We start from the raw sequence: 13773 nt of genomic DNA on the forward strand, positions 1-13773 counted from the left end.
TGTGGGGTCGCCACGTGTTAGGGGCGTGACCGACCAAAAGAAACCACTGTCCGCGGCGGACCGGTCCTACGTCGCGTTCGTCGAGGTGGCGTGGCAGCGACATATTCGGCTGGCCATGCTGCTCAGCGGCGACCGGTGGCGGGCCGAAGAGTTGCTCCAGGACAGCCTGGTCAAGGTCTATGAGCGGTGGCGGCGGCTGTCCCGGCTCGGCGACCCGCACGCCTACCTACGCCGGGCCCTGGTCAACAACCACACGTCCAGTTGGCGGCGGCGTCGTCGCGAGAGTCTCTTCGCCGACGTCCCCGACCGGGCCACCCCGGCGGACGTCATCGGCCCGGACGCCATCGTCCTGCGCCGGGCGCTGATGTCGCTGCCGGCGAAGCAGCGAGCGGTGGTGGTGCTCCGCCACTACGAGGACCTGAGCGAGCGCGAGGTCGCCCAGGTGCTGGGTTGCTCGCTCGGCACCGTCAAGAGCCAGAACGCCCGGGCACTGGGCCGGCTTCGCCACCTCCTTGAGGAATCCTTCGACTCGGTAAGCAGGTGATAGTCATGAACGACATCGATGACCGTCTCGTCCAAGGGCTGCACGACATCGTCGACGGCGAAACGGACTCCGCGCCGCCGGTGGGCGCGCTGATCGAGCGCGGTCGACGGGGCCGCCGACGTCGGAGCACCGCTCTGGTCGGTACGACGTGCGCGCTGTTGGCGCTGGGCGTCGGCACCGCGCTGACCGTGACCACGAACTCCCCGCCGGACCGTCCCGCCGTCACCGCCGGGGCCGCCCGGCCGGAGTCGGTCCCGCCGGCGATGCGACTGGTCTCCGCTGCCGCCGCCAGCGAGAACATCAGTTACCGGATGCGGCTCACCAACTCCGGCCCGGGCGGGCTGACCTACGAGGGCGCGTTCGACCCGAGGACCGCTACCGGCTACGTCCGCGCGCCCAAGGACGATTCGGTCATGACCGAGTTGCTGATCAACGGCACCCGCTACGAGGGCGGGGAACGACCGCAGGGCAAGCTGCCGGCGGACAAGGGCCCGGGCGAGACGTACGGCCGCTACGGGCAGTACCCGGGGAAGTACGACCGGCTCTCCCTCTACGGTGACGGGAATGACGTGCTGGGTTCCGCCGAGCCCGACCCGGCCGCCCTCTTCGCCGCACTGAAGCGACAGAACGCGACAGTCACCGAGAACCCGGACGGCTCGCTGCACTTCACCTATGCCGAGACCGGCAAGGACGGGTCGAGCAGCACGGCCGGCGACGTCACGCTGGACGGCGACGGCCGGATCGCGAAGGTGGCGCTCACGTTCACCTGGCAGTCGACGCTGAAGGGCCGGCTCGACACCGGGACGGGCGGCTCGACTCTCGAACTGTTCGACTACGGCGTCGACGTGACGGTCAAGCCCCCCACCGACGTGGTGATGATCAAGGAGTGATCCGCGAGGCCCGGCGTCCACACTTGTGGACGCCGGGCCGGGGCGGGCCATCGGGCTTCGTGCCGGTGCGGGCGGACAGCCCGCACCGGCGGCGCCGGATCAGCGCTGCCCGAAGACCTTACGACTGGCGCCGAGCCGCAGGAGCACCGTCTCACCGGTGGCGTCCTGGACCGCGTCGTTGTCGGTGATCGCGTACACCTCGCCGTTGCCGGCCACGGTCAGACCCTCCAACTTCTCCTGGGTCCAGCCGTTGGTGGCGCGCAGCGCGGGCAGTACGTCGACCGCGAGGGTCTTCGGCAGCACCGTCAGCGGACCGGTCGCCGCGGCACCCGGCAGCGGCACCGTGTAGATCCGCTTGACCGTGGCAGCCGGACCGTTCAGCTTGTCCCGCTCGATGACCGCGAGCCGGTCGCCGACCACGGTGATCTCGGAGAGGCCCATCCAGTCACCGGGCACGGTGGTGGCGCTCAACTGGTAACCGAACCAGCTCCAGGTGCCCGCCGTGACGTCGTACCGACCGAGCCGGACGATCCCCGCCGGATCGGTGCTCAGCTCCCGCTGCACGGCCACCCAGACGATCTCCCGACCCTGGCGGTCGGTGGTCGCGGTGACCCCCTCCAGGCCCTGCTTGCCCAGGCCGGCGGCGACCTCGGCGGGCAGCGCGACGGTCTGCCGGGTCACCCCGGCGGCGTCGAGCCGAACCAGCTTGTTCTCCGCACCCTTGGCGCCCTCGACAGCGAGCCAGAAGCCACCCTGCGGGCGGGCGAAGATGCCCTCCGCGTCGTACCCGACCGGCACACCTGTCGCGTCCTTCACCGGCAGCGCGCCGGTGATCACGGCGGGCGTCCGCTTCGCGTCGATGGTCAGGATGCGGGTCTGGCTGTACGCCGCGTCGGTGACGCTGTATAGCTGGGTCCGCTTGCCCGGTGCCGCGCTCAGCGCGCCGAGGGCACCCCAACCGATCGGCGTACCGGCCCGATCGGTGTCGGAGACGATGCTCGGGAACGCGGGCGTGCCCTTGCCGAGCTGGAAGAGCGACACCGAGGCCCGGACGTTCACCGAGGCGTCGTCCTCCTCGCTGGAGACCGCGAGCAGCCCGCGTGACGGAATGGGCAGCAGCCCTTCCGGCCCGTTCGTGGTCGGCAGGATCTGCGTGAACACCGGTGCCGTCGGGCGGCTGAGGTCGTAGACGGCGACGAAGTTGCTGCGCTCCGAGCCGACGAACGCGTACCGGACGCCGTCGTACTCGGCGACGGCCACACCCTCCGGTTCGGTGCCCTTCTTGGCGGCCCGGTCCTCGTTGTGGAAGCCGTACGTCACGGCGAGACGCTCGAAGCTGTTACCGGCGTCCCAGGCGACGCGCCCGGTGCGGCTGTCGAAGACCGACCAGCCACGGGTGCCGCCGTGCCAGTCGCCCTCGTTGGCCGTGGTCAGGTAGCGGTCGTCGACCCAGGCCACCGCGTCCGGCTCGCGCGGCACGTCGGTGATGCTGCCGGTCAGGTCGATGACACCGTCCTTCACGGTGTCGATCCCGCTGACCGTGGCGGTGCCGGCGCTGAACACCTTGGTGATCCGGCCGGTGGGCAGGTCGATCAGGGCGACGCCGTTGTTCTCCTGCAGGGTCACGGCCAACTGGTTGCGGCTGTTGATCGAGACGTACTCCGGCTCCGGGTCGGTCGGCGCGGCGAGACCGGCCTGGACCAGGGCGGGCAGTGCGCTCCCGTCGGCGCCGGTCAGCGCGACCGGCCGCAACCGCCAACCGGCCGGAGACTTACCGGTCAGGTCGACGATCTGCACGAAGCCGGCGGGGGCCTGGGGCAGGTCGCCCTCCTCGCCGCCGGGCGGGGTGGCCTCCTCGTCGCGCTCGTTCTCGATGGCGATCGCGGCGTACCGCTTGTCCTTGCTGATCGCGATCGAGTCGGGCTGACCAGCGAGGTCGAAGCTCGCCACCCGCTTGCGGGTGGCCAACTCGATCACGTCGAGTCGACCGGACGGCTCGGTGTAGCTGCTGCTGGTGTTCACCACCACCAGCACGTACTTGCCGACCACGGCCACCGAGGTGGGCTCGTCCTCGGCGTTCCCGAGCTGTGCCAGGGAGAGTGTGCCGAGGCCGCGCGGCCGGTCGGCACGGGAGATGTCCAGGAAGCCGATGCGCCGGGCCAGCGCGTCGGTGTGGATCAGGGTGCGGCCGTCCTCGCTGACCGCCGAGATCTCGGCGACCGTCGCGGTCGCCGGGTCCTCACCGGCCGGACGGTTCTGGAACACCGGGTACGTGGCGACCCGGTCGAAGGCGAGCGACGTACCCGGGTGGTGGTGCCCGCCGGCCGACGCGGGGGTGGCCCCGGTCAGGCTGGCGGCGGCGACACCGGCTGCGGTGAGCGCGGTGAATGCTCTTCTGAGTGTCAAGGACTTCCTCCGTTAGGTCGTACCCGCACGGAGGCTGACACCTGTGGGGGAGCGTCAGCTTGCGCCGACATGAACACTTGGCGAAGCGCGGCGCAGCCGCCACCAGGCACCGCCGACCAGGGCGACCGTGATGATGGTGACCGCGATGTCGCCGGCCAGTGCCGCCGCCGGGCTCGCCGGCGAGTAGGGCGGCACCAGGTACGCGAACGCGGCCGCGCTGACCAGGCTTGCCGTGCCGGCGGCGAGCAGGTGCCGCTGCCCCCAACCGTTGCGTGACGACCAGTACGCGATCAGCCCTCCGACGGCGGCCGCGAGCGCCAGCGCGATGGCCATCCCTGGCCAGCCGGGCGTCAGGTCGGTGCCGAGTCGGGCGAGGACCACCACCACAACCACCCAGAGCGGGTGCGGCACCCGGCTCCTGCGTCTCGCCGTGCCCGTCGTCTGAGCGGGTCGGGGGCGGGGGTGGCGCCAGCGGGGCAGCAGCGCGACCGTGATGAGTGCGAGGACCAGCGCCGCGGCGAAGGCCAACTGGCGCGGGCTGGCCAGGAAATCCTTCCGGCCGCTGCTGTCCGAGAAGATCAGCAGACTGCCGAGCAGGTAGATCACGCCGACCACGACGAGCCCGGGCCGGCCCAGCCACGGCCGAAGCCGGCGGTCCGCCCCGAGGAACGACTCGATGAGCACGATCGGGGCACAGATGGTCAGCACGATGTGGTTGCCCACGTAGTCGAAGGCCTGCCGGAGGCTGAACTCGAGCCCCGGCACCAGGGTCGCCTCGGCGGCGGCACGGGTGTCGGCGTACTGCGTGTCGTCCAGGAAGCCGGGGTTGAACAGGGACTGGTCGACCAGACCGGCCTGGAGCACGCCGAACGCGGCGGCGAGCAGCACGATCGTCGGCCAACTCGCCCCGAGGTGCCGGGCGGTCTCCCGGATCAGGATCGCCGCGCCGCCGTACATCGGGCCGAGGATGATCAACACAGGAAGGAAGTCGTCGATGGCGAAGCCACCCCACGAACACTCCGCCGCCCAAGGGGCGAGCAGCAGTAACGCGATCACCGGCAGAAGTCGGCGGCGCAGCGGAAGGCGGTCGGCGGTCACGGTTCGATCGACCATCGCGGGGTGAGGCACGGACGGCATGGGCTCTCTCCTCGACGGCGCTTCGGGGGTCACCTCGGTACCGTGCGTGGGCCAGCCGGCCACCCGCTACGGCCATCGGCCGACGACGGGCGCGACCAAAGTCGTTGAGTAGGGTGGATCGACGTCGCACACGGGGAGCGTGGAGATGCAGCCAACAGTCACAGCCGACCTGGTGGCCCGGTCCGCCGACGTCGAGCGCCCGCTGCTCAGTTACCGCGACGAGGCGACCGGCGAGCGTGTCGACCTGACCGCACAGCAGGCCGGCTCCTGGGCGGCGCGCAGCGCGAGCCTGCTGCGGGACGGCTGCGGGCTCGGCCCGGGCAGCCGCGTAGCGGTGTTGCTGCCCCCGCACTGGCGTACCGCCGCTGTGTTGTTGGGCGCGTGGGCCTCGGGCCTGGCGGTGTCGTTCCGGCCGCGCGCCACCGCGGGCCTGCCCGTGTTGGAACCGGGCGGCGATCGGCCGTTCGACGCGGTCTTCGTGACGCCGGAGCGGCAGGACGACTGGCTGGAGGACGTGCCGGACGCGACGCACCGCTACCTCGTCGGCACCGGCCCCGGGCGGCTCGCGGACGTGCCGCTGGGCTGGCTCGACTGGTCCGCCGAGGTGCTCCGTTACGCCGAGGCGACGCCCGACCACGCCGCGATCCACCCGTCGGACCCGGCCAGCGCGGACGGCACGACCTACGGCCAGTGGGGTGCGCTCGCCCAGGAGGTCGCCACGATGCTGGACCTGCGCGCCGGTGACCGACTGCTGGTCGACGCCGCCGAGCACGAGCAGCCGCTGAAGTGGTTGCTCGCGCCGCTCTCCGCTGGCGCGTCCGTGGTCATCAGCGCCAACCTCGACCCGGCGCAGCGTGACACCGTGGTCGCCACCGAGCGGGTCACGCGCGTCCTCTGAGCTCTACCCCCTCGGTGTGTGCCAACCAGCACCTCGCACGCCGTGTTCAGGATGCCGTGGGCCGGTGACCCACGCGTCAACATCCAGGACGACAAGGGCAAGGCCAAGGCGTATCAGGTCCGGCAGGTCCTCAAGGCGATCGACAAGAAGGAGGCCATGTGATGCACCACGACGCCCGTCCCGAAATCACGCACTACACATACCGCGTCACCTGGTCGGTCGAGGCCTGCGTTCTCCGACAGTAGGTCGCCTCACCCTTCCGGTGGAGCCACCGCGTTCCGCCACTTCTCACGTTTTGCCTGCTCCTACGCTTCGCCGAGGTCATGTGGCACTTTCACACCGGCGGAGGGCAGATGTTGTCGAGGCGTACACGTCGGACTGTGGTTTCGGCGGTGGCCGGTGGCCTGTTCGCCCTCGGTGTGGTCGCACCGGGTCCGGCGGCGGCGCCGCTGCCGCGCGCGGCCCAGGCCGGCGGCCCCACGGTCCCCGAGCCGAGGGAGCCGCGCCCACCGCTGCTCCCCGCCGACTTTCAGGGCACCGGCCGGTACATCGTGCGGGACCTCGGCATCGACGTGCCGTTCACCTGGCAGGGCCGCGGCGGCAACAGCCAGATGATCGCCGGCGGGCCGGACCACCCGATCTGGTTCACGAACCTGATCTACGAGAACACCCTCTACACGCTCACCTACAAGTGGCCGAACATTCCGCTGTTCCCGCCCCGCGCGTGCAGCAAGGTCCCGGGGTTCTTCAACCGGCAGATCTTCAATGACAAGCTGAAGACCGCCCGCTACGTGGGGCCGGAGATCCTGCAAGGCGAGCAGGACCGGCACGTCGACCACTGGCGGGTCGGGGTCGTCGGAGGGTCCACCGTGCCGGGAGAGTTCTTCCGGTTTCCGCTCGCGCTCGGCGACATCTACGTCGACCAGAGCGACCCGACCCGATGGTGGCAGGTGCTGCAGTTCGGCCTGCAGAACCTCTTCGATCCGGAGCTGGACGAGTGGTTCACGCTGAACACCTTCAACCACAACCCCGGCGAGGTGACCCTCCCCGACCGCTGCCCACCCCCCACGCCCTGACGCCGAGGCCCGCACCCAGCCCGCGCCGCGCGCCTCGCGCGCTTGATCAACTCCGTATCGGCGATGCGGCGGCATCCAGGTGCCTCGGACACCGCCACATCCCCGAAGTGGAGTGGATCAAGGGCTCGGTCGGGCGCGGCGGGCGGTTCCGGTCGTCACAGGGCGAAGAGCAGGGCGGCGTTCAGGAGGACGACGACTGCGGTGGCGAAGTGGATGCCGAAGGCGACAGCTTTCGTTCCGCCATTGCGCAGCACGATGAGGGTGTCGCCCAGCGGGACGAGCGCGACGATCAGCATGAACCACGCGACCGCGTCGGCGGTGGTGAAGGCGATCAGGGCGAGGCCGAGCAGCCCGAAGGTGAGGTCCTTCAGCCCTTTGACCGTCAGGTAGGCGGGGTCGCCGTCCGGGCGGGCCGGTACGCCGTACCCGGCGGCCGCAGCCTGCGGCACCAGCAGGAACCGCGCGCCGATGAAGGCGACGAAGAGGCTGAGTACGACGGCGAGCCCGTAGGCGAGAGGTGCCAGCATGGTTGTGCTCCAATTCCTAGCGCTGCTAGATATGAGAGCGACGCTAGCAGAGCACCGACAGGAACGCTAGCGGTGCTAGGGTTACTGTCATGTCGACACAGGCACGCCGGGAGCGTGAGCGGGCTGAACGGGAGCAGGCGATCATCGCCGCGGCACGAGACCTGGCGTTGGCCGAAGGCTGGGACGCGGTGACCACCCGACGGCTCGCCGCCGAGATCGAATACAGCCAGCCCGTCCTCTACAGCCACTTCAAGGGCAAGGACGCCATCATGGCGGCGGTCGCCGTCGAGGGCTTCGCCGAGCTGGCCACCGCGCTGATCTCGGCCCGGGCCTCCGCCGCCGACCCCCGGCAGGCGGTCGCCGACGTGGCAGCCGCGTACGTCGCGTTCGCCCAGCAGCGGCCAGCGATCTACGACGCGATGTTCACCCTCGCCGTGGATCTGCCGTTCGCCAGCCAGGAGGTGCCAACCGACCTGGCCCGGGGCTTCGCCGAACTGTCCGAGACAGTGCGCCCGGTCGCCGCGGACGACGACCTGGAGGCGGTCACCGAGACCTTCTGGGCCGGCCTGCACGGGCTGGTCACACTGATGCGCAGCGGCCGGCTCCGCCGCGCCGACCACGACCGGCGGCTCGCGGTCCTGGTAGGCCGTTTCTCCCCGTGAGCGTCGATCAAGGACGACTAAGCGTCAGTCGAAGGACGGCAGAGATGGGCCGAGGACGTCGTCGGCGTCGACGATCGTGTATGCGTACCCCTGCTCGGCCAGGAACCGCTGCCGGTGCGCCGCGTACTCCGTGTCGATCGTGTCCCGGGAGACGACCGTGTAGAAGTGCGCCTGCCGGCCGTCCGCCTTCGGCCGGAGCACCCGACCCAACCGCTGCGCCTCCTCCTGCCGCGACCCGAACGTCCCCGACACCTGGATCGCCACCGCCGCCTCGGGCAGGTCGATGGAGAAGTTGCCCACCTTGGAGATCACCAACGTGCGGATCTCGCCGGTGCGGAAGGCGTCGAAGAGGCGCTCCCGTTCCTTGTTCGTGGTCGAGCCCTGGATGATCGGCGCGTCCAGGTATTCGCCGAGCTGATGCAACTGGTCGATGTACGCGCCGATCACCAGCACCTGGTCGTCCGGGTGCCGGTCGACCAGCGCCTTCACCACCGGCAGCTTCGTGCGGGCGGTCGCCGCCATCCGGTAGCGCTCCTCGGCCTCCGCCGTCGCGTACGACATCCGCTCCGCGTCGGTCAGCGTCACCCGAACCTCGGTGCACTCGGCCGGTGCGATCCAGCCCTGCGACTCGATGTCCTTCCACGGCGCGTCGTACCGCTTCGGGCCGATCAGGCTGAACACGTCACCCTCGCGGCCGTCCTCGCGTACCAGAGTCGCCGTCAGGCCCAACCGGCGGCGGGCCTGGAGGTCCGCAGTGAACCGGAAGATCGGCGCGGGCAGCAGGTGCACCTCGTCGTAGACGACCAGGCCCCAGTCGCGGGCCCCGAACAGGTCCAGGTGGGTGAACGCGCCGCCGCGCCGCGAGGTGAGCACCTGGTACGTCGCGATGGTGACCGGGCGGATCTCCTTGCGCTCCCCGGAGTACTCCCCGATCTCCTCCTCGGTCAGCGACGTGCGGGCGATCAACTCCCGCTTCCACTGCCGGCCGGCGACGGTGTTGGTGACCAGGATCAGCGTGGTCGCCTTCGCCTCGGCCATCGCCGCCGCGCCGACCAGGGTCTTGCCGGCGCCGCAGGGCAGCACCACCACACCCGAGCCGCCGGCCCAGAACGCCTCGACAGCTTCCCGCTGGTACGACCGCAGCGTCCACGGCTTGCGCCCGTCCTTGCCGGCCTCGGCCAGCTCGATCGGGTGCGCCTCACCGTCGACGTAACCGGCCAGGTCCTCCGCGGGCCAGCCCAGCTTGAGCAGTGCCTGCTTGAGTCGGCCGCGCTCGGACGGGTGTACCCGGATGGTGTCATCGTCGATCTTGTCGCCGAGCATTCCGGCGAGCTTCTTGCTCTTGGCCACCTCGATCAGCACCAGCCGGTCCAGCGCGCGCAGCACCAGCCCGTACGCCGGGTCGTTGGCGAGTTGGAGCCGGCCGTACCGGTCCATCGTGTCGGCGACGTCCACCAGCAGCGCGTGCGGCACCGGGTAACGGGAGTACTTGATCAGCGAGTCGACCACACCCTCCGCGTCGTGCCCCGCCGCCCGCGCGTTCCACAGGCCCAGCGGGGTCAGCCGATAGGTGTGCACGTGCTCCGGCGAGCGCTCCAACTCGGCGAACGGTGCGATCGCCATCCGGCACGCCTGCGCGTCGGGGTGGTCGATCTCCAGCAGCAGGGTCTTGTCCGACTGCACGATCAGTGGTCCACCGCTCACGCCAGCGTCCTCTCCTCGGTTGGCCGACCGGCCGGGACGGGTCGCATACCCGCCGCCGGCCGACCATCCAGTGTTGCACGGTGTGGGATGTCGGAAGAAAGATGCTCACCGGCCGCAACCGTGACGGCACTCACGAACGTCTAGTAAAGGGACGACGGCCAGGGGAGGCTCCATGAGGCATGTTCGGATCACTTCCCGGCTGATTGCCCTGGTGGTGGTTGTGCTGGTCGGCGCCGGTGCGTGCGCGTTCGATCCGCAGTCCGGTGGGAGTGGTGGCGGGGGAGCTGCCCCAGCCGGGGCGGCGGAACAGGCAACGGGGGCGAGCGACACGCCCGGGCCGGACCAGCGCGGCCGGTCGACGCCGGCCGCCGCCACGACCAGACCGACACCGACCCCGACGTCGAAACCCACCCGCAGCGCAACGCCGAAGCCGACGCCCAGCACCGGTACGCCGACCGTCGCCGGCTGCCCGCAGGGCCAGCACCAGCGCGAGGTGGAGACCTACCTGGCCCGGTTGGGCGGGTTCGGCGCCGTGACCGTGGACGGCCGGCAGTCCGCCGCCGACTGCGCCGCGATCAAGAAGTTCCAGAAGAGGTACGGCATTCGCCCCGTCGAGGGTCGCGCCGGACCCACCACGTACGACGTGGCCCAGCGCCTCGCCACCACCGACCCGGCCCGTTGCAAGGCTGGCACGGGCACCACGTTCTGCGTCGACCTGACCCGGCAGACCGTCTGGGCGGTCCGCGGCGGCAAGGTGATCATGCCTCCGACGGTGACCCGCACCGGAATGTCCGGCTACCGCACCCCCGCCGGCACGTTCACCGTCAACTTCCGCAACCCGAAGGAGTGGTCCGACCCGTACGAGGTGTGGCTGCCGTACTGGCAGCACTTCACCCAGGGCATGGGCTTCCACGAGACCACCACCTACCTGCACGACAAGTCGATCGGCTCGCACGGCTGCGTCAACCTGTTGCACGCCGACGCCGTCCGCATGTGGGAGTTGGGGAAGGTCGGCACCCGGGTGGTGCTGATCGGCCGCCGCCCCGGCACCTGACCGACACGGAACGAACCGCGGGGATCACCCCCTGTCCGACCGGTCCCCCGAGTGTCACCCTTGGAGTCCAGGGCCGGACCGGGCGGGGAGGCTGGGTATGACGGTCGACCGTGACGTGATCGCAGAGCATGAGCAAACATCACCTGACGAGGTGTCCCGTGCGACCGTGATCGCCTACGCGGTCGCCGCGACGCTCCTCGTCGGGTGGTTCCTCTTCGGCTGGCTGGTGCTGCGGCAGGGCTTCATCGACTCGGTCGGGGAGTCCGCCGGCGCCGGGTTCGCGCTGCTGCTGGTCATCTCGGTGGTCGGCACCGTACGCCGCAGCCGCCGCTGACCGACGGCACCCCGCACGGCAGTGCCCGCCGTTCCCGTGAGCGCCGGTCAGTCCGCCAGCACCGCCGCGGTGATTCGGTGCAGCGCGAAGGTGTGCAGCATCTCCGTCCGCTCGTCCTCGGCGCGTAGGTAGCCGGCGCCGATCGAGACCGGCTTGAGCAGTCGGGACGCCGTCGCCCCGTGTGCGTCGACGTAACCGACCCAGACCAGCGCCTTGTCGCGCACCGCCTGCTGGAGCACCGCCAGGGCCTCGCTGTGCGTGTGCGCCGGCACCGGGCCACCGCCCAACCCCGGCGCCCCACCGCGGACCACCGCCGGTGCCCGTCGGGCCGCCCGCGCCGCCGCGTCACCCCGTCGGATGTGTTCCACCACCCCGAGCAGCCGGGGCATGGGCAGCTTCGGGGCGGCCAGCGGATCGAGCGTCCGGGTGGTCACCGACACCCGGGCCGGGGCCCGCCGGATCCGTGGCCGGGCCAGCACGGCGCTGCCGCTGCCGTCCTCCTGCACCGGGGCGAACCCGGCGTCGCGCAGCGCGCCCAGCAACCGACCGACCTGGTACTGCGTACACAGCACCGTCGGCGCGAGCCGGCGCAGTGCCAACGACTCCAGCCGACGGTCGGCCAGCACCTCGCTGAGCAGAGCCTCGTCGTCGCTGCGCAGGTACGCCCCGGCCAACCCGACCCGCAGCCCGCCGTGCTTACGGGCCACGTCGTCGACCAGGTAGGTGAGCCCCTGCGGCACCGGGGTACGCGACCGTCGCCGGAACACGTCGTGCAGGTCGTCGGCCGTGTAGCCGGAATCCAGTGCTCGCCGCACGCTCGCCGTGGTGACCCGGTGCACGCTGGCGCCGCCGGCCGACTCGAGTTCGGTCATCGCCTCCAACTCGACGGCGAGTGCCGGCTCGGGTGGGCCAGGCACCACCACCGTCAGGTCGGCCTGCACCAGGAAGTGGTCGACCGGGGCGGGCAGCAGCGCGTCCAGCGCTCGGACGGCGCTGGACGGGTCGCCGCTCTCGACGTCGGCGTGCACGCCCAGCGGGTCGTCGCCGCCCCGCTCGTCGGCCGACGTCAGCTCACCCAGCAACAGTCGCCCGTACGACGTGAGCGCTCCCAGCCCGGTGACGCCGAGCTGTGCGGCCTCCGCCAGCACCTCCCGGTGGGTTGCGTCCCTGCCTCGGCTGCGTCGCGGCGCCCGCCAGTCCAGCAGGTCCTGCACTTCCTCCGGGGTGGGGGCGGTCGCCGGCTCCAGGTCGGCGAGCACGCTGAGCACCGCCCGCCGGGTGGCCGGCACGCTGGCCCGTTCGGCTTCGGCGGAAAGCGCGGTGATCGGCCGGTCCCGGTCGTCACGGCGGCCGACCAGCCCGACCTGCCGGGTCATGGTCAGCCAGGCTCGGGCGAGCTGCTCCCAACGCTGGGCCAGCGAGCCGGCTCGCCACACCTCGTACCCGCCGGTCGGCAGCACCTGCTGGTCCGCCCCGTACCGGCTGGTGGTCGCGCCGGGCATCTCCAGCTCGCCCGCGAGCCCCGCCGCGTACGCCACTTCGAGCAGCAGCGCGGCGGTCGGTTCGTCCAGCCCGGCGGTACGTGCCAACCGACGCAGGTCCCGCACGCCGATGCCGCCCGAGCGCAGCACCGGCGCGGGCTCGTCGGCGAGTTGCTCCAGCAGCCCTTCGGTGTGGCGGACCACCTCCATCGTCTGCCCGGCTCCCGCCGAGTCGACCGCCTTCGGCTCGCGGGGTGCGGCAGCCACCGGTGGCGGGCTGGTGCGCAGTGGCCCGAGCGGCCCGCTGTCGCGGCGCAGCAGCAGGCCGACCTCGCGGGGCAACTCCACCGTGCCGCTGGTCGTCGACGAGCCGGTCGTCACGGGGACCAGCAGCCGGTTGTCGACGAGCCAGCGCACCGGGGACCCGGTCGGGGCGCCTCCGTTGGTCGGGTCGGAGAGCACCGGGTCCTCCGCACCTAGCGGCGGTGCCTGCAACGCGCCCGGGGGCACGCTGCCCACCGGTGGGCCAGCCGCCAACCGGTCCAGGATCGCCCGGGCCGAGGGTGGGGCGGCGAGCAGCGTCCGCCGAAGCTTCGCCGGGTCCGCGCAGAGCGCGGCCGTGCGCGGGTCCAGCTCCGCGGCTGGCCGGCCGAGCCCAGCGGGGTACGGGGCGACTTCGTCGACGGCGGGCACCACTTGCAGCGCGTGCTCCGGGCCGTACAGCAGGAACAGCGCGCGGAGCCGACCCACGGCGGCTCGGATGGCCGTCGGGGCCGGTGGGTGCGGCCCGGCGGTCGCCATCGCGAGTACGGCGTCGGTGGCCGTGGTGCCGTCGTCCAGACTTCGGGTGAGGCGGGCCGCGTCGAGGATCTGGAGGGTGAACTGGTCCAGCCCGTCCAGCGCGCGGGCCACCGAGACCCGGGACTGGGCCCGGATGGCCAGGGCGGAGACGTCGGCCGGCACGGGCACGACGAGGTCGGGCCGCAGCTGGAGCAGCGCGGCCAGCGACTCATCGGGCAGTGACCGCAGGTGGTCGGCGAGTGAGGTGGTCATCGTCTTT

13 protein-coding genes are annotated in these 13773 nt (G+C 71.5%); 8 read left to right on the forward strand and 5 right to left on the reverse strand.

Features of this window, described 5'->3' with window-relative positions; genetic code table 11:
- Positions 1–25 precede the first annotated feature (25 nt).
- Positions 26–544 (forward strand): SigE family RNA polymerase sigma factor, encoded by a 519-nt coding sequence (locus JOD64_RS16725; protein WP_307813441.1) that lies wholly within the window; start codon positions 26–28, stop codon positions 542–544.
- Positions 545–549: 5 nt separating this feature from the next.
- Positions 550–1434, forward strand: a complete 885-nt coding sequence (locus JOD64_RS16730; protein ID WP_204943069.1) for a hypothetical protein — start codon at positions 550–552, stop codon at positions 1432–1434.
- 99 nt (positions 1435–1533) lie between these two features.
- On the opposite strand, the gene JOD64_RS16735 is transcribed toward JOD64_RS16730, so the two are convergent.
- Together JOD64_RS16735 and JOD64_RS16740 are read right to left on the reverse strand one after the other, a co-directional pair.
- Entirely contained in the window at positions 1534–3840 is a 2307-nt protein-coding gene (locus JOD64_RS16735; RefSeq protein WP_204943070.1) for an esterase-like activity of phytase family protein, read from the reverse strand.
- Positions 3841–3894: 54 nt separating this feature from the next.
- Positions 3895–4977: a hypothetical protein gene (locus tag JOD64_RS16740; RefSeq protein ID WP_204943071.1), complete on the reverse strand. Its 1083-nt coding sequence runs from the start codon at positions 4975–4977 to the stop codon at positions 3895–3897.
- Between the two features lie 145 nt (positions 4978–5122).
- Between JOD64_RS16740 and JOD64_RS16745 the strand changes: the two genes are divergently transcribed.
- From JOD64_RS16745 to JOD64_RS16755, 3 genes are all read left to right on the forward strand, one after another.
- Entirely contained in the window at positions 5123–5875 is a 753-nt protein-coding gene (locus JOD64_RS16745; RefSeq protein ID WP_204943072.1) for a TIGR03089 family protein, read from the forward strand.
- An 18-nt stretch (positions 5876–5893) separates the two neighbouring features.
- On the forward strand, positions 5894–6037 hold the full coding sequence (locus tag JOD64_RS16750) for a hypothetical protein (RefSeq protein ID WP_239559546.1): 144 nt from the start codon (positions 5894–5896) through the stop codon (positions 6035–6037).
- A gap of 218 nt (positions 6038–6255) precedes the next feature.
- The gene (locus JOD64_RS16755) at positions 6256–6951 is read left to right on the forward strand and encodes a hypothetical protein (protein ID WP_204943073.1); all 696 of its coding nucleotides are present in this window, start codon (positions 6256–6258) and stop codon (positions 6949–6951) included.
- Positions 6952–7106: 155 nt separating this feature from the next.
- Here JOD64_RS16755 and JOD64_RS16760 read toward each other — a convergent pair whose 3' ends face one another.
- Entirely contained in the window at positions 7107–7478 is a 372-nt protein-coding gene (locus JOD64_RS16760) for a DUF4267 domain-containing protein (RefSeq protein WP_204943074.1), read from the reverse strand.
- 89 nt (positions 7479–7567) lie between these two features.
- Here JOD64_RS16760 and JOD64_RS16765 point away from each other — a divergent pair, with 89 nt between their 5' ends.
- Entirely contained in the window at positions 7568–8140 is a 573-nt protein-coding gene (locus JOD64_RS16765; protein WP_204943075.1) for a TetR/AcrR family transcriptional regulator, read from the forward strand.
- Between the two features lie 24 nt (positions 8141–8164).
- Here JOD64_RS16765 and JOD64_RS16770 read toward each other — a convergent pair whose 3' ends face one another.
- On the reverse strand, positions 8165–9844 hold the full coding sequence (locus tag JOD64_RS16770; protein WP_204943076.1) for a DNA repair helicase XPB: 1680 nt from the start codon (positions 9842–9844) through the stop codon (positions 8165–8167).
- A gap of 172 nt (positions 9845–10016) precedes the next feature.
- Here JOD64_RS16770 and JOD64_RS16775 point away from each other — a divergent pair, with 172 nt between their 5' ends.
- Together JOD64_RS16775 and JOD64_RS16780 are read left to right on the forward strand one after the other, a co-directional pair.
- Positions 10017–10898 (forward strand): L,D-transpeptidase family protein, encoded by an 882-nt coding sequence (locus JOD64_RS16775; protein ID WP_204943077.1) that lies wholly within the window; start codon positions 10017–10019, stop codon positions 10896–10898.
- Between the two features lie 97 nt (positions 10899–10995).
- A complete protein-coding gene (locus JOD64_RS16780) occupies positions 10996–11232 on the forward strand; it encodes a hypothetical protein (RefSeq protein ID WP_204943078.1) in 237 nt (78 codons plus the stop codon).
- Between the two features lie 47 nt (positions 11233–11279).
- On the opposite strand, the gene JOD64_RS16785 is transcribed toward JOD64_RS16780, so the two are convergent.
- On the reverse strand, positions 11280–13766 hold the full coding sequence (locus JOD64_RS16785; RefSeq protein ID WP_204943079.1) for a helicase-associated domain-containing protein: 2487 nt from the start codon (positions 13764–13766) through the stop codon (positions 11280–11282).
- Positions 13767–13773: the final 7 nt, after the last annotated feature.

Source organism: Micromonospora luteifusca, from assembly GCF_016907275.1.
GTDB lineage: Bacteria > Actinomycetota > Actinomycetes > Mycobacteriales > Micromonosporaceae > Micromonospora > Micromonospora luteifusca.